Source organism: Pseudomonas brassicacearum, from assembly GCF_918698105.1.
Lineage (GTDB): Bacteria > Pseudomonadota > Gammaproteobacteria > Pseudomonadales > Pseudomonadaceae > Aquipseudomonas > Aquipseudomonas brassicacearum_F.
Window position 1 is genome coordinate 17,005 of record NZ_CAKKMI010000015.1, and the last position, 14,762, is coordinate 31,766.

The 14,762-nt window shown below is 62.7% G+C and carries 12 protein-coding genes; 5 read left to right on the plus strand and 7 right to left on the minus strand.

Features of this window, described 5'->3' with window-relative positions:
- Positions 1-484: 484 nt before the first annotated feature.
- Genes cobG through cobJ form a run of 4 tightly spaced genes read left to right on the plus strand, consistent with a single transcriptional unit; the run spans position 485 to position 4,881 of the window.
- Complete coding sequence (gene cobG, locus LQ215_RS08255; protein WP_230148740.1) at positions 485-1,834, plus strand: precorrin-3B synthase; 1,350 nt, start codon at positions 485-487, stop codon at positions 1,832-1,834.
- Positions 1,827-2,453, plus strand: a complete 627-nt coding sequence (locus LQ215_RS08260) for a precorrin-8X methylmutase (RefSeq protein ID WP_003197389.1) — start codon at positions 1,827-1,829, stop codon at positions 2,451-2,453. Before cobG ends, LQ215_RS08260 begins: the two co-directional genes overlap by 8 nt.
- Positions 2,453-3,184, plus strand: coding sequence for a precorrin-2 C(20)-methyltransferase (locus LQ215_RS08265; RefSeq protein ID WP_230148832.1), 732 nt, complete (start codon positions 2,453-2,455; stop codon positions 3,182-3,184). Before LQ215_RS08260 ends, LQ215_RS08265 begins: the two co-directional genes overlap by 1 nt.
- Complete coding sequence (gene cobJ / locus LQ215_RS08270) at positions 3,184-4,881, plus strand: precorrin-3B C(17)-methyltransferase (protein ID WP_230148834.1); 1,698 nt, start codon at positions 3,184-3,186, stop codon at positions 4,879-4,881. The genes LQ215_RS08265 and cobJ overlap by 1 nt, the downstream gene beginning before the upstream one ends.
- A gap of 132 nt (positions 4,882-5,013) precedes the next feature.
- Here cobJ and LQ215_RS08275 read toward each other — a convergent pair whose 3' ends face one another.
- A complete protein-coding gene (locus LQ215_RS08275) occupies positions 5,014-5,661 on the minus strand; it encodes a hypothetical protein (protein WP_230148741.1) in 648 nt (215 codons plus the stop codon).
- A gap of 223 nt (positions 5,662-5,884) precedes the next feature.
- Here LQ215_RS08275 and LQ215_RS08280 point away from each other — a divergent pair, with 223 nt between their 5' ends.
- Positions 5,885-6,709 carry a hypothetical protein gene (locus LQ215_RS08280; RefSeq protein WP_230148743.1) on the plus strand — a complete coding sequence of 275 codons (825 nt, stop codon included), beginning with the start codon at positions 5,885-5,887 and terminating at the stop codon, positions 6,707-6,709.
- A 17-nt stretch (positions 6,710-6,726) separates the two neighbouring features.
- Here LQ215_RS08280 and LQ215_RS08285 read toward each other — a convergent pair whose 3' ends face one another.
- From LQ215_RS08285 to dusB, 6 genes are all read right to left on the minus strand, one after another.
- Positions 6,727-7,323, minus strand: a complete 597-nt coding sequence (locus tag LQ215_RS08285; RefSeq protein ID WP_230148745.1) for a MarC family protein — start codon at positions 7,321-7,323, stop codon at positions 6,727-6,729.
- A 62-nt stretch (positions 7,324-7,385) separates the two neighbouring features.
- Positions 7,386-10,160, minus strand: a complete 2,775-nt coding sequence (locus tag LQ215_RS08290; RefSeq protein ID WP_230148747.1) for a hybrid sensor histidine kinase/response regulator — start codon at positions 10,158-10,160, stop codon at positions 7,386-7,388.
- A 99-nt stretch (positions 10,161-10,259) separates the two neighbouring features.
- Complete coding sequence (purD, locus tag LQ215_RS08295; RefSeq protein WP_230148749.1) at positions 10,260-11,555, minus strand: phosphoribosylamine--glycine ligase; 1,296 nt, start codon at positions 11,553-11,555, stop codon at positions 10,260-10,262.
- Between the two features lie 188 nt (positions 11,556-11,743).
- Positions 11,744-13,351 carry a bifunctional phosphoribosylaminoimidazolecarboxamide formyltransferase/IMP cyclohydrolase gene (purH, locus tag LQ215_RS08300; RefSeq protein WP_230148751.1) on the minus strand — a complete coding sequence of 536 codons (1,608 nt, stop codon included), beginning with the start codon at positions 13,349-13,351 and terminating at the stop codon, positions 11,744-11,746.
- A gap of 83 nt (positions 13,352-13,434) precedes the next feature.
- The gene (gene fis / locus LQ215_RS08305; RefSeq protein ID WP_003186237.1) at positions 13,435-13,755 is read right to left on the minus strand and encodes a DNA-binding transcriptional regulator Fis; all 321 of its coding nucleotides are present in this window, start codon (positions 13,753-13,755) and stop codon (positions 13,435-13,437) included.
- Positions 13,752-14,759 carry a tRNA dihydrouridine synthase DusB gene (gene dusB, locus LQ215_RS08310; protein WP_230148753.1) on the minus strand — a complete coding sequence of 336 codons (1,008 nt, stop codon included), beginning with the start codon at positions 14,757-14,759 and terminating at the stop codon, positions 13,752-13,754. Before dusB ends, fis begins: the two co-directional genes overlap by 4 nt.
- Between the last annotated feature and the right edge of the window lie 3 nt (positions 14,760-14,762).

The window sequence follows — 14,762 nt, forward strand, 5'->3', positions numbered from 1 at the left end:
GTGTCCGCCACAAATCCACTGTGGGAGCGAGTCTGCTCGCGATAGCGGCGGCCCATTCAACATCAGCTTTTCTGCCAGACCGCTTTCGCGAGCAAGCCCGCTCCCACAATTTTGATTGAGGGCGTTCACAAAACTTGGGTCCGCCGCAATCCCCTGTGGGAGCGGGCTTGCCCGCGAAGGCGGCGGTCCATTCAACATCATCTTTTCCAGTCAGACTGCTATCGCGAGCAAGCTCGCTCCCACAATTTTAATTGAGGGTGTTCACAAAAGTTGGGTCCGCCACAAATCCTCTGTGGGAGCGAGCTTGCTCGCGATAGCGGCGGTCCATTCACATTGCCGTCTCAGGCAGACCGCCATCGCGAGCAGGCTCGCTCCCACAGTTTGGAATGGGGGCGCTCGGAAATTGTGTGTCCGCCGTCAGCAATCCGACCGGCAAGCTTTTCATGACCCCCGGCAAAGCAGGCATAATGGCGGTTCTTCGCCGATGTGGCGTTTCTTATTTGTCGGTTTTCCCTTGAACGAACGTCCCTCCTCCAACGTCCTACGCCCCTCCGGTTGCCCGGGGTTGTTGCGTGTCGTCCAGGCGCTGGACGGTGGGATCTGTCGGATCAAGCTCGATGGCGGCGCCATCCAGGCGGATCAGGCTGAAGTCGTGGCGTCGGTGGCCGAGCGGTTCGCCGGGGGCGTGATCGAGGCGACCAACCGGGCCAACCTGCAAATCCGTGGAATCGGTCCCGGGCACGACGCGCTGATCCAGCCATTGCTCGCCGCCGGGCTTGGCCCGCGCAAGGCGGCCGGCGATGACGTGCGCAACCTGATGCTCAGCCCGTCGGCCGGGATCGACCGGCAGATGCTGTTCGACACCCGGCCGTTGGCGGCGCAGATCCTCTTCACCTTGCAAACCCACGAACGCTTCCCTGAGTTGTCGGCCAAGTTCGCCGTGCAACTGGACGGTGGCGAAGCGTTGGCGATGCTCGAACATCACCACGATTTGTGGCTGTCGGCCCTGGTCCGTGACGGCGAGCCTTGGCTGGCCTTCGGCTTGGCCGGTTCGCCATTGGACAAACCGGCGGGCAGGGTGCCGCTGGCCCAGGGGCATGCCTTGGTGGTGGCGGTGCTGGAGCTGTTCCTCGACCTGGCCCGCCCGGACCAGACCCGCATGCGCCACTTGCTGGCTGAAATCCCCTGCGATGAATTCATGAGCCGATTGGCTCGCCGCGTGCCGCTGCAAGCTTGCCTGGACTGGCAGCGGGACGCGTCCATCGACGGACTGCACATCGGCGTTCATCCCCAGCACGACGACCGCGTGTACGTCGGCGCGGCGGCGCCCCTTGGCCGACTCGACGCCGGCATGCTGCGGGGCGCGGCGCAACTGGCGCGGGAGCAGGGCGACGCAAGCCTTCGTTTCACCCCTTGGCAAGGCCTGTTGCTGCCCAACGTGCGCCGCAAGGACGCCGACGAAGTGCTGGCGCGGCTTGAGGGGTTGGGCCTGTTGTGCTCGGTCGATCTGTCCCTGGCGCAAATCATCGCCTGCACCGGCGCCAGTGGCTGCGGCAAAGCCCTGGCCGACACCAAGGCCGACGCCCACCAACTGGCCGAGCTGCTGCAACGCCAGGGCCAGAGCCTGAAAGTCCATCTGTCGGGCTGCCCGCGTTCCTGCGCGGCGGCCCATGTCGCGCCCGCCACCTTGCTGGCGGTCGCCCCCGGTCGTTACGACCTGTATTTTCGCGATGCCACGCTGCCGGGTTTCGGCGCGTTGCAGGCACACAATCTGACTATTGAAGCGCTCGGCCACTGGCTCGACGCTCGCCCCCGGAGCCCCCTTGATGCTTGATTACATCCGCGACGGTCAGGAGATCTATCGCAACTCCTTCGCGATCATCCGCGCCGAAGCCAACCTGGCGCGCATTCCGGCCGACCTGGAAAAACTCGCGGTGCGGGTAATCCACGCCTGCGGCATGGTCGAGGCCATCGATGGCTTGCAGTTTTCCGAAGGCGCGGGCACGGCCGGGCGCCAGGCGCTGGCCGCCGGTGCGCCGATCCTGTGCGATGCGCGGATGGTCAGCGAAGGCGTGACCCGGGCTCGCCTGCCGGCCAACAATCCGGTGATCTGCACCTTGCGCGACGAAAGCGTGCCGGCGTTGGCCCTGGAGCTGGGCAACACCCGTTCGGCGGCGGCGCTGGAGCTGTGGCGCCCGCACCTGGAAGGCAGCGTCGTGGTCATCGGCAACGCGCCGACCGCGCTTTTTTATCTGCTGGAAATGCTCGATGCCGGCGCGCCGAAACCGGCACTGATCCTCGGTTTCCCGGTGGGCTTCGTCGGCGCCGCCGAGTCCAAGGCGATGCTGGCGGCCAACAGCCGCGGCGTGCCGTTCGTGATCATGCAAGGCCGCCTGGGCGGCAGCGCCATGGCCGCCGCCGCCGTCAACGCCCTCGCTACGGAGATTGAATGATGCAGCAGCCTGGACGTCTGATCGGCCTCGGCGTGGGCCCCGGTGACCCGGAACTGATTACGGTCAAGGCCCTGCGCCTGCTGCGCGAATCGCCCGTGGTGGCGTACTTCGTCGCCAAGGGCAAGAAGGGCAACGCCTTCGGCATCATCGAGGCCCATTTGCAGGACGCGCAGACGTTGCTGCCGCTGGTCTACCCGGTCACCACCGAAGCGCTGCCGGCGCCGCTGTCCTATGAACAGGTGATCGCCGACTTCTACGACACCGCCGCCGAGCAGCTGGCCGTGCACCTGGATGGCGGTCGCGACGTGGCCGTGATCTGTGAGGGCGATCCGTTTTTCTACGGCTCCTACATGTACCTGCACGATCGCCTGGCCGAGCGCTATGAGGCGCAAGTCATTCCAGGCGTGTGCTCGATGCTCGGCGGGGCCTCGGTGCTCGGTGCGCCGCTGGTCTATCGCAACCAGAGCTTGTCGGTGCTCTCCGGCGTCTTGCCCCACGACGATCTCAAGCGTCGCCTGGCCGACGCCGATGCGGCGGTGATCATGAAGCTGGGGCGCAATTTCCCCAAGGTTCGCCAAGTGCTTCAGGAATTGGGTATGGACGGACGAGCGCTATACGTCGAGCGGGCGACCATGGTCAACCAGAAAATCGTGCCGTTGGATGAAGTCGAGCCGATGTCTTCGCCGTACTTCTCGCTGATCATCGTGCCGGGCGAACGGTGGCAGGGATGATGACTTGCGCCGCGCCGGCCATCGTCATCCTCGGCCCGGGCAGCCTGGCAACGGCCCGACGGATCCAGCAGCGCTACCCAGGCGCCGTGATCCACGGCCTGGCCGGGCGGGTCGAGGCTGATCGTCAATACCTCGAGTTCGGCGCCACGTTGCGCGAGCTCTACCAACAGGACACACCGATCATTGCCCTGTGCGCGGCCGGCATCGTCATCCGCACCCTGGCGCCGTTGCTGCTGGAAAAAGGCGTCGAGCCACAGGTGCTGGCGGTGGCCGAGGATGGCAGCGCCGTGGTGCCGCTGCTGGGCGGCCTGGGCGGGGTGAACGTCATGGCCCGTGAGATCGCGGCAACGCTGCAAGTGGCGCCGGCGATCACCACCAGCGGCGAATTGCGTTTTGGCACCTGCCTGCTCAATCCGCCAAGCGGCTACCGCCTCGGCGACCTGGAGCAGGGCAAGCGCTTCGTGTCCGATCTGTTGGCCGGTGAGCCGGTGCGCATCGAAGGTGCAGCGCCGTGGCTGGATCAGGCGCAGTTGCCGCAAGACCCGCAGGCGCGGCGCACGATCCACGTCGGCCATGCCGAGCGTGAGGCGAGCGCCCACGAACTGCTGATTTATCCGCGCAGTGTCGCGGTGGTGCTCGGCGCCGAGGTGGCTGACCTGCCGGGCGCCGTTCGTGCTGTTTTGCAGCAAGCGAAAGTGGCGGTTCAGAGCCTGGCGTGTCTGGTGGCGGCGGATACGCTGATGGCCAGTGCGACCTTGCGTGAAGCGGCGCTGGAACTCGGAGTGGCGCTGCGCTTTGTGGCGATGACCGGTGATGCCGCCACCTTGGCGCGCAGTTCTATGCCGGCGGCGAACATCCTTTCGGCGACGGACAAGCTGGCCATCGCCATTGCCGCGCAGCCCTTGGACGTGACCCAAATCGGTCGTCCGCGCGGACGCCTGGCGGTGATCGGCCTGGGGCCGGGCGCGGCCGAACTGATGGTGCCGGCGGTGAAGGCCGAACTGGCGCGGGCCACCGACGTGCTCGGCTACGAAACCTATGTGCGCATGGCCGGCCCGTTTCGCGACGATCAAGTGCTGCACTGCACCGACAACCGCGAAGAAATGCAGCGTGCCCGACACGCCTTTGAGTTGGCCGCCCAAGGCCGTTCGGTGATCGTGGTGTCGTCCGGCGACCCGGGTGTATTCGCCATGGCGGCGGCGGTGCTCGAAGCGTTGCACGAATCCAGCGACCCGGCCTGGCACCAGGTTGACCTGGAGATCCTGCCCGGTGTGTCCGCCTCCCTCGCCACCGCCGCCCAGGCCGGTGCGCCGTTGGGGCATGACTTCTGCGTGATGTCGCTGTCGGACAATCTCAAGCCCTGGTCGATCATCGAAAAACGCCTGGACCTGGCGGCCGAAGCCGACCTTGCGTTGGCCTTCTACAATCCGATTTCCCGTGCGCGACCATGGCAATTGGGGCGTGCGCTGGAGATCGTCGGCCAGCACCGCACCCCGCAGACGCCGGTGGTGTTGGGGCGTGATATCGGTCGTCCGGGCCAGACCCTGCGTGTTACCACCCTGGGGCAACTGACCCCGGAGCAGGTCGACATGCGCACCATGGTGCTGATCGGCTCTTCCACGACCTGCGTATTCCCTCGCGCCGAAGGTGGCGAGTGGGTGTACACGCCGCGCTGGTATGGCAGCAAACCTGTCTGAGCCCAGGTCTCGACATTCGCCACGTTCGATCCAATGATCGTAGTCCTCGGGTGTTTCAGGACAGGGCTGCGGGGCAGCCCTGTCCTCTCCAGTAGCCGTCGTAGCCTTCCACTGCTCGCTACCCCGAAAGCGTTAGAGCCGATGCTTTCGTAGGTCAAATCGCCTCATGGTCTGCTCTTCCAGTTTTTGCTTCATCAAAGCTCTTCTCCTGTCCAGTGCGTCTCTGTCCAGTCTCAGGTATGCCTTGCGCTGGATGAGGCTGGCGGAGCGTTTTTCCCAGTCCCAGAACAGGAACCTGCTCCTTCTTACATTGACGCTGAGTTCAAGTTTGAACAGAGCGATATGGAGGTTGCCCTTTGCGTCGTAGCGCGCCGGGACAACTTGAAATGACTCGCCCTGTCGGGTTTCCGTATCGAGCGAGAGCATGGCCGGATCGTTGGTTTTCAACGTGTCCAGTGTATCGATCAGCGCATTGGCCTGTTGGGAGTCCTTGCTGTTGTCGGCGTTCTCTACCAGGAGGTTCGCCAAAGAACCCGAGACGTCATGTCGCGTGCTTTTAAAGATGGCACCGTCATACAGCTCCCAGCCGAAGTAGCGCAAGGTGAAGACGTACTCCCGGAACCAGCACTCAGGTTGGGTGTAGCGATGATGGTCCAAGTCGGCGGATCGGGTGGCGAGATTGTTGCAATCGGCAATGTCGTTGTGATCGTGAAGGGCAAGTTCGCCTATATAGGAGAGCAAGTTGGGGCCTGTTACCAGGCCGGTTAGTGAGTCGTCCATGTTTGATATAACTCCATGTGGGGGGTTGGAAGTCATATGGATCCAGTAATGGCTGGACTTATCAAGTGTTCTGATTGAACGGTTGTTGCTGGATGTTTGAATGAGTTATTTGTTCTGCTGGGTTTACATATGTTGTATTTGGTTCGTGTTATTCATTTTTTCGCTAATGCTCTAGATTGTTTTCTGTCCGCAGGAGCGGTCATTCAATTAATAAGGACGTGTCATGAGCAAGTTTGAAAGTGAAATGAGCGTTGCGCAAAGTATCGAGTTGATTGGAGCGCGTATCGACAGGCGCAAGATGCAGGCTTCATCGGGTCGGCGTATGCGCAGGTCCGTCGCGCAACGGGTACAGGACAACCCTACCAAGGACATGGATGCCGTCATGCTGGGCGATGCGCTCGTGGGCTATGGCAATAACATGTCGGCCAATAACATGGCGATCATGGAGAACGTCATGACCATGGCGATCCTGGAGGCCAACGATCTGGTGCCCGGCGGGAAGAATACTCATCAATGGTATAGGGAGTTCATCAAATGCCTGCAGGAACTCGGCTGTTTCGTGGCGGATGATGGTTATTCGCGTTATTCCGAAAATGCCTTGCAGGTGGATATGGACAATGTGGTCAGCGATATCGTCAAAGGCATTATTGAAGGCGCCAAAGCCAGTGTTCCGGCTGCGGCAGTACTGGGGACGGTGGTCAACACCACAATTGATGGTTTGAAGCAGGACAAAGGAACCTTCGATCTGTTTGGCACACAGGCCAAATCTGCCGATGGCGCGCGTCTGTCCGTCATTCCCTGCGAACAATTATCCAATGGTGTACTGATCGCATCCTCCAGTTCGATAAAGCAGACCGGCTCTTCGAATAACGGAGGGATTCTTTTTGTGAATTGGAGCGCATCGGCACGAGAAATTTTCCGTGGCAAGTCGTTCGTGACCTTCAACCCCGAGCGTTATGAAGATTTCCGGCCGGAAATCGAAGAATACCTGGGCGCACATCGCAAGGAAGTTCTGAGCAAGCGTTTCAGCCGCCGCAAGCGTACTTGAGGCCGCCGCGGCCGAGGTTATGGCACCAGGTAGCCTCTCACGCCGGTAAAGATGATTTGGGCGGCCAGGGCGCAGACAAACAGCCCCATCAGGCGGCTGACAATCTGCAAGCCCTGGTCGCCAAGAATTCGCTCGATACGGCTGGACAGGTACAGCACCACGCCGACGGTGAAGCTGGCCAGGGCGATGCTGATGATGGCCATGAGTTTGTCGTCCCAGTGCGGCTGGCTCACGCCCATCACCAACAGGGCGCCGATGGTGCCGGGGCCGACGGTCAATGGAATGGTCAGCGGGACGATGGTTACGTCCTGCTGGACATTGTCGGTCTGTACGGCCGACTTGCCTTGGGCCATGCCCAGGGCCGAAATGAACAGCACACTACCGGCGCCAATACGGAACGCATCCACGGTGATGCCGAACACGCTGAAAATCACCCGGCCAAACAAGTACAGCAATACGCTGGACACCAGCGTAGCGGTCGCGACCTTCCAGGCCAGGCGACGTTGTTCCTTGCGTGAATACCCACGCGTCAGACTGATAAAACACGACAGTACGAAGAAGGGGCTGTAGAGCACCAACATCTTCAGGTAAACGCTGAACAGCACATGGAGCATGGTCAAGGCTCAGGACGGAGGAGGACGACGGGAGTCTATCAGGCGCTGCCGCGTCTGTCGGCTCAGGACGTCTGTGCCGTACGGTTCTGCTGGTCGCGCTGGGCCACCCAATGTTCGATCAGTTCGCGCAACTGCGACAGCTCCACCGGCTTGGCCATGTGCCCGTCCATGCCCGCCTGACGGGCGCGTTCCTTGTGTTCGGCCAGGATATGCGCCGTGAGCGCCACCACGGGCGTGCGGGTCCGCTGATTGCCGACCTCCCAGGCGCGTAGCTGCTGGGTAGCGGAAAAGCCGTCGAGAATCGGCATTTCGCAGTCCATCAGCACCAGGTCGTAGCGATGCTCCTTCATGGCCTTGAGGGCTTCCTCGCCGTTGCTGGCGGTGTCGGGTTGCAGGTTGAGCTTGCCGAGCATGCCGCGGATGACCTTGGTGGAAATACTGTTGTCCTCGGCCACCAGGATGCGGAAATCGCTCGGCACCTTCACCGGGATCGGCGGGCCGGCGTTCACCTGCACATTCGGCGCCTGGCCCCGGTTGCGCTGGTTCAGCTCGTCCGCCAGGGTGGTCTTGAGGGTGTAGCCGGCCACCGGTTTGGCCAGGATGCGCTTGACCCCGCTGTTGCGTGCCACGATCTTGCTCGGCGCGTTGCTGATACCGGTGAGCATGATCAACAGGATGTCGTGGTTCAGGCTCGGGTCTTCCTTGATCTTGGCCGCCAGTTGCATGCCGGTCATGCCCGGCATGTTCTGGTCCAGCAACACCACGTCGAAATAATCGCGCAGGTGCGCCTTGGTGCGCAGCAGCGCCAGGGCCTCCTTGCCCGACGGCACCGCGCTGACGTTCAGGCCCCAGGCGCTGCACTGTTGCACCAGCACTTTGCGGCAGGTGTCGTTGTCGTCGACGATCAACACCCGTGCCCCTTGCAGCGGGCCATCGAGGTCGGAAGTCGGATGTTCGAGGCGATCCGGGTCCAGCGGCAAGGTCAGCCACAAGGTACTGCCCTGGTTGCTGCCGCTTTTGATACCGAATTCCCCGTGCATCAGGATGATCAACTGGCGAGCGATGACCAGGCCCAGGTTGCCTCCCAGGCGCGTGGCCGACAGGAAATTCTTGCTGTGCAGCTCGGCGTGCATCAGCGTGTCGCGCTCTTCGGCGTCCATCGGCGTCCCGCTGTCCTGCACGGCGATGCGCAGGCGCGGCTGATGGCTGCGCTCGTCGAGGGCGACGACGATCAGCACTTCGCCCTCGTCGGTTTTCTTCAGGGCGTTTTCCAGCAGGCTCAGCAGCGCCTGGCGCAGCCGCGTCGGGTCACCGCTGATCACGCGCGGCACCTGGGGCTGGATGAAGCTGATCAGCTCGACATTCTGCTGTTCGGCCTTGGCACGGAAGATACTCAGGCAATCCTCGATCAGTGCATTGAGATCGAACTGCACGTCGTCCAGTTCGATCTGCCCGGATTCGAGCCGGGAGATGTCGAGGATCTCGTTGATCAGGGTCAGCAGCTCATTGCCGGCGCTGTGGATCGTCTGCACGTAGTCGCGTTGCTTGACCGACAACGGCGTGCCCAGCAGCAGCTCGGTCATGCCCAGCACGCCGTTCATCGGGGTGCGGATCTCGTGGCTGATCTTGGCCAGGAACTCGGCCTTGGCATTGATCTCGGCATTGCTCGCCGCCAGGTCGCGGCTGATGCTGAACCGGCTTTCGTTGATCGAGCGCTGGCGCTCGCCCAGGGCGACACTCATCAGCAGGCCGCTGATGCAGATGAAGATCAGCAGGGTGATGATCAAGCCCTGGGGCGGAACCTCGGTGAGCCCTTGCAGTGCCGGAAGGATGATCAGCGTGCCCAGGTTGAACACCACCATGGCCGCGACGAACAGCCGGGCCGGGCGATAGCCCTTTTGCCAGTGCCAGGCGCTGACGAACAGCATGCTCATGCCGGCCAGGGCCACCAGGGCATAGGTCATGACATTGAGCGGCAGCGTGTTGACGAACAACAGCAACAGGCTGCACAGCATGACGAGCACAATGTCCCCCAGCAGCAGCCGGTTCAGCGGGTGCGGCCCCAGGGGCGCGAAGAAACGGTAGGCGAACATCAAGCCGCAGGGCGCCGTCAGCAGCAAGGCCAGGTAGGCCCCAGGGGTCTGGATGGCTGGCCAGTCGGGCAGCCAGGGCCCGGCCAGGTTCAGCAACAGCACCAGGCTGAGCATCAGCAGTCCTTCACAGGCTGCCAGCCACAGGCAACTGCGTGAGCGGGTGTAGGCATAGCGGGTGAGGTTGTGCAGGACCAGCATGGCGATGCAGCCGAACAGCAACCCATAGATCAGCGTCTGGTTCTGATCGGCCGCGGCCGCGACGGCTGATTGCAAGGTGATGTAGGGGCGCAGTTCGTGGCGTGAGGCCAGCCGCAGGTAGACGTCCAGCGATTTGTCGCTGCGCGGCAGGGGCAGCATGAAATCGCTGCTGGGCACCACAGGTTCGGTATGCGGCGTGGCGTTGCCGCTGATTTGCTGGTCAACCAGGGCGTCGCCATCCAGCACATAGAGGTTCAGGCGTGACAGGTCGGGCGCGAAGATGCGCAGGATTTGTTCGTGTCTGTCGGGGGCCAGGCGGAAACGCAACCACAATGCCCCGCCGGGCTCGGCGGCCTTGAGGCGGTCCAGGTCGGTGGGGCTGAATTGATTGGTGTAACGGGCAGAACGGATGTCGCTCAGCGTCAGGTCGCCCTGTTCGTCGAGCAATACCGCCCAGCCACTGCCTGGCGCGGCCTGGGCCGGGAGCATGCAGAGCAGCGTCAGCAGGGTGACGGTAAGGCCTATGGCAATCCTGAGCCAGCGCACGGCGAAATCCCTTCGTAGGTTGATGCCAGATTATAACTATGCGCGGCGCCGGAACAGTCAGGCAAGGGCCGCAGACCCTTGCCTGGCTGAATGGCTGGGTTATTCCAGATTTTCGCCACGCTCGCGGGCAATGGCGCGGTAGCCAATGTCCTTGCGGTAGAAGCAACCTTCCCAGTCGATCTCGGCGGCAAGCTTGTAGGCCTGCTGCTGAGCGTCGTCAACACTGGCGCCCATGGCGGTGGCGCAAAGCACACGACCGCCAGCGGTGACCACTTGTCCATCCTTCAACGCCGTGCCTGCATGGAAGACCTTGCCTTCCAGGCGGGCCGCGGCATCCAGGCCCTGGATCGCGCTACCCTTGGCATAGTCGCCCGGGTAACCGCCTGCGGCCAATACGACCCCGACGCTTGGGCGTGGATCCCATTGGGCTTCGACCTTGTCCAGTGCCTGGGCCAGTGCCGCCTCGACCAGCAAGACCAGGCTCGATTGCAGGCGCAGCATGACCGGCTGGGTCTCAGGATCGCCGAAACGGCAGTTGAATTCGATGACTTTTGGGTTACCAGCCTTGTCGATCATCAGGCCGGCATAGAGGAAACCGGTGTAGACATTGCCTTCTTCGGCCATTCCGCGCACGGTTGGCCAGATCACCTGGTCCATGACGCGCTGGTGCACCTGGGCGGTCACCACCGGGGCCGGGGAGTAGGCACCCATGCCGCCGGTGTTCGGGCCGCTGTCGCCATCGCCGACACGCTTGTGGTCCTGGCTGGTGGCCATTGGCAGGACGTTCTTGCCATCGACCATGACAATGAAGCTGGCTTCTTCGCCGTCGAGGAACTCTTCGATTACCACGCGGGAACCGGCGTCGCCGAAGGCATTGCCGGCGAGCATGTCGCGCACGGCGTCTTCGGCTTCGGCCAGGGTCATGGCAACGATCACGCCTTTACCGGCCGCGAGGCCGTCGGCCTTGATCACGATCGGTGCGCCCTTCTCGCGCAGGTACGCCAGGGCCGGTTCGATTTCGGTGAAGTTCTGGTAGTCGGCGGTCGGGATCTTGTGCCGCGCCAGGAAATCCTTGGTGAACGCTTTCGAGCCTTCCAACTGCGCGGCCCCGGCGGTCGGGCCGAAGCAGTCCAGGCCGCGGGCGCGGAACAGATCGACCACACCGGCGACCAGCGGCACTTCCGGGCCGACGATGGTCAGCGAGACGTTCTTCTCGGCGAAGTCGGCCAGTTGTTCCAGGGCCAGCACGTCGATGGCGACGTTTTCGCACTTGGCTTCAATGGCGGTGCCGGCATTGCCCGGGGCCACGAAGACCTTCTGCACACGGGGATCCTGAGCCACTTTCCAGGCCAGGGCGTGTTCGCGGCCACCGCTGCCAATGATCAAAACATTCATTTCAAAAACCTCGGATGACGCTGATTCTGTTTGGAACCCAGGGCGTTTTGCGCCGTAGGAGGTCGCAGTGAAGTCGGTAGATGCAAGGCGGAGTCGACCTCGATGAGCGGAGTTGCCTTTTGGCAATGAGCATCATCGAGGTCGGCTCCAACGCAGCAGATGCCGGCTTCAGTGCGGCCGTTGTCTTGTTAGTGACGGAAGTGGCGCATGCCGGTGAAGACCATGGCGATGCCGGCCTCGTCGGCGGCGGCAATCACTTCAGCGTCACGCATCGAACCACCCGGCTGGATCACGGCGGTGATACCGACCTTGGCCGCGTTGTCGATGCCGTCGCGGAACGGGAAGAACGCGTCGGAGGCCATGACCGCGCCTTGTACCTGCAAGCCGGCGTGTTCAGCCTTGATGGCGGCGATGCGGGCCGAGTTCACGCGGCTCATCTGGCCGGCGCCGACACCGATGGTCTGGCGATTCTTGGCGTAGACGATGGCGTTGGACTTGACGTACTTGGCGACTTTCCAGGCGAAGATCAGGTCGTTGATTTCCTGCTCGCTCGGGGCGCGCTTGGTCACCACTTTCAGGTCTTCGCTGCCGATCATGCCGATGTCGCGGCTCTGGACCAGCAGGCCGCCATTGACGCGTTTGTAGTCCCAGGCCGGCGCACGGTCGGCCGACCATTGGCCGCAGGCCAGCAGGCGGACGTTGGCCTTGGCGGCAACGATGGCGCGGGCTTCTTCAGTAACCGAAGGGGCGATGATCACTTCGACGAACTGGCGCTCGACGATGGCCTTGGCGGTCTCGGCGTCCAGTTCACGGTTGAAGGCGATGATGCCGCCGAAAGCCGACTCGGTGTCGGTGGCGTAGGCCAGTTCGTAGGCCTGGCGGATGCCGCCCTCGGCGTCCGGGCTCACCGCCACGCCGCACGGGTTGGCGTGCTTGACGATCACGCAGGCAGGCTTGACGAAGCTCTTCACGCATTCCAGCGCGGCGTCGGTGTCGGCCACGTTGTTGAACGACAGTTCCTTGCCTTGCAGCTGGGTGGCGGTGGCAATGCCGACTTCGGCGGGCTTGGCTTCCACGTAGAACGCCGCGCTCTGGTGCGGGTTCTCGCCGTAGCGCATTTCCTGGGCCTTGACGAACTGGGTGTTGAAGGTGCGCGGGAATTCGCTGCGGCCTTCGGTCGACAGGGTTTCAGCGGCCTGGTTCACGGTGCCCATGTAGTTGGCGATCATGCCGTCGTAGGCGGCGGTGTGTTCGAAGGCCTTGAGCATCAGGTCGAAACGCTGGGCGTAGGTCAGGCCGCCGGCCTTGAGGTTTTCCAGCACGCTGGCGTAGTCGCCGGCGTTGACCACGATGGCCACGTCCTTGTGGTTCTTGGCCGCCGAGCGGACCATGGTCGGGCCGCCGATGTCGATGTTCTCGATGGCAGTCGGCAGGTCGCAGCCGGGCTTGTTGATGGTGGCTTCGAATGGGTAGAGGTTGACCGCTACCAGGTCGATCGGCTTGATGCCGTGTTCGTTCATGATGGCGTCGTCGATGCCGCGACGGCCCAGGATCCCGCCGTGGATTTTCGGGTGCAGGGTCTTGACCCGACCGTCCATCATTTCTGCAAAACCGGTGTAGTCCGCGACTTCCACTGCGGCGACGCCGTTATCCTGCAGCAGCTTGAAGGTCCCGCCGGTGGAGAGAATCTCGACGCCCAGCTCTTGCAGCTCGCGGGCGAATTCGAGGATCCCGGTCTTGTCGGAGACGCTGATCAAGGCGCGGCGGATCGGCAGGCGGGTGGTCTGGTCGGTCATTTCAATTTCCATCAAAAGCAAGGGAAGTCAGCAAAAAAGGCGACCGTTTTTTACGCGGGCGCCTTTCTGGTTTGATTGAATGCTTACAGCAAATCGTACTGCTTGAGTTTCTTGCGCAGGGTGCCGCGGTTCAGGCCCAGCAGCTCACTGGCCTTGGTCTGGTTGCCCTTGACGTAGTTCATCACGCTTTCGAGCAGCGGCGCCTCGACTTCGGAAAGCACCAGGTTGTACACATCCGTGACGGCAGCGCCCTCAAGGTGGGCGAAATAATTGTGCAGCGCCTTCTCGACACTCCCGCGAAGGGTCTGGCCTTCTTCGCTGGGCGTATTGAGGTGCTGTTTCAAATTCACGTTGTCGCTCACGGGTGTTGTTCCACTCACTAAAGTCTCGGTCATCATCGTCATGCGGCCACCCCTTCGTCCCCTGTCAGGCTCTTGTAACGCTCAGCGAAGAACGCCTGAACGTCGGCGCATTGTGCTTGCGTACCATCCAAACGATTGAAACGGGCGCGAAACTCCCTGGCGCCCGGCAGGGTTGCGAGATACCAGCCCACATGCTTGCGAGCGATGCGTACGCCCATGACTTCTCCGTAGAAGGCATGTAGCGCGGCCAGATGCTCTAGCAGAATACGTTCCACCTCGGACAACTGCGGCGCCGCGAGCTTTTCGCCCGTGCGCAGGTAGTGTTCGATCTCACGAAAAATCCATGGCCGCCCCTGGGCGGCCCGGCCGATCAACAGGCCATCGGCACCGGTCGCGTCCAGCACGTACCGAGCCTTCTCGGGCGAATCGATGTCGCCATTGGCAAACACCGGAATCGACACCGCCTGCTTGATCGCGGCGATGGTGTCGTACTCGGCTTCGCCGGTGTACAGGTCGGCACGGGTGCGGCCGTGGACCGCCAGCGCCGTGATGCCCGCCTGTTCGGCGATCTTCGCCACCACCAGGCCATTCTTGTTCTCCCGGTCCCAGCCGGTGCGGATCTTCAGGGTCACCGGCACATCCACTGCGGCGACGACCGCCTGCAGGATCTCGGTGACCAGTGCTTCATCTTTCAACAGTGCCGAGCCTGCGGCCTTGTTGCAGACCTTCTTCGCCGGACAGCCCATGTTGATGTCGATGATCTGCGCCCCCAGCTCGACGTTCGCCCGGGCCGCCTGCGCCAGCATCTGTGCGTCGCCACCGGCGATCTGTACCGAGCGGGGCTCGGGATCACCTTCGTGGATCATGCGCAGACGCGATTTGCGGGTGTTCCACAAACTCATGTCGCTGGTGACCATTTCCGAAACCACCAGACCGGCGCCCAGGCGTTTGCACAGCTGACGAAAGGGCTGGTCGGTGACCCCCGCCATAGGGGCGAGAACCAGGCCGTTCTGCAATGTGTATGGGCCGATGCGTACCGCCGACATAGG

Coding starts and splice junctions, on each gene's coding strand:
- cobG (WP_230148740.1), top strand. CDS start 485: ATGTGGCGTTTCTTATTTGTCGGTTTTCCCTTGAACGAACGTCCCTCC.
- LQ215_RS08260 (WP_003197389.1), top strand. CDS start 1,827: ATGCTTGATTACATCCGCGACGGTCAGGAGATCTATCGCAACTCCTTC.
- LQ215_RS08265 (WP_230148832.1), top strand. CDS start 2,453: ATGCAGCAGCCTGGACGTCTGATCGGCCTCGGCGTGGGCCCCGGTGAC.
- cobJ (WP_230148834.1), top strand. CDS start 3,184: ATGACTTGCGCCGCGCCGGCCATCGTCATCCTCGGCCCGGGCAGCCTG.
- LQ215_RS08275 (WP_230148741.1), bottom strand. CDS start 5,661: ATGGACGACTCACTAACCGGCCTGGTAACAGGCCCCAACTTGCTCTCC.
- LQ215_RS08280 (WP_230148743.1), top strand. CDS start 5,885: ATGAGCAAGTTTGAAAGTGAAATGAGCGTTGCGCAAAGTATCGAGTTG.
- LQ215_RS08285 (WP_230148745.1), bottom strand. CDS start 7,323: ATGCTCCATGTGCTGTTCAGCGTTTACCTGAAGATGTTGGTGCTCTAC.
- purD (WP_230148749.1), bottom strand. CDS start 11,555: ATGAATGTTTTGATCATTGGCAGCGGTGGCCGCGAACACGCCCTGGCC.
- purH (WP_230148751.1), bottom strand. CDS start 13,351: ATGACCGACCAGACCACCCGCCTGCCGATCCGCCGCGCCTTGATCAGC.
- fis (WP_003186237.1), bottom strand. CDS start 13,755: ATGACGATGATGACCGAGACTTTAGTGAGTGGAACAACACCCGTGAGC.
- dusB (WP_230148753.1), bottom strand. CDS start 14,759: ATGTCGGCGGTACGCATCGGCCCATACACATTGCAGAACGGCCTGGTT.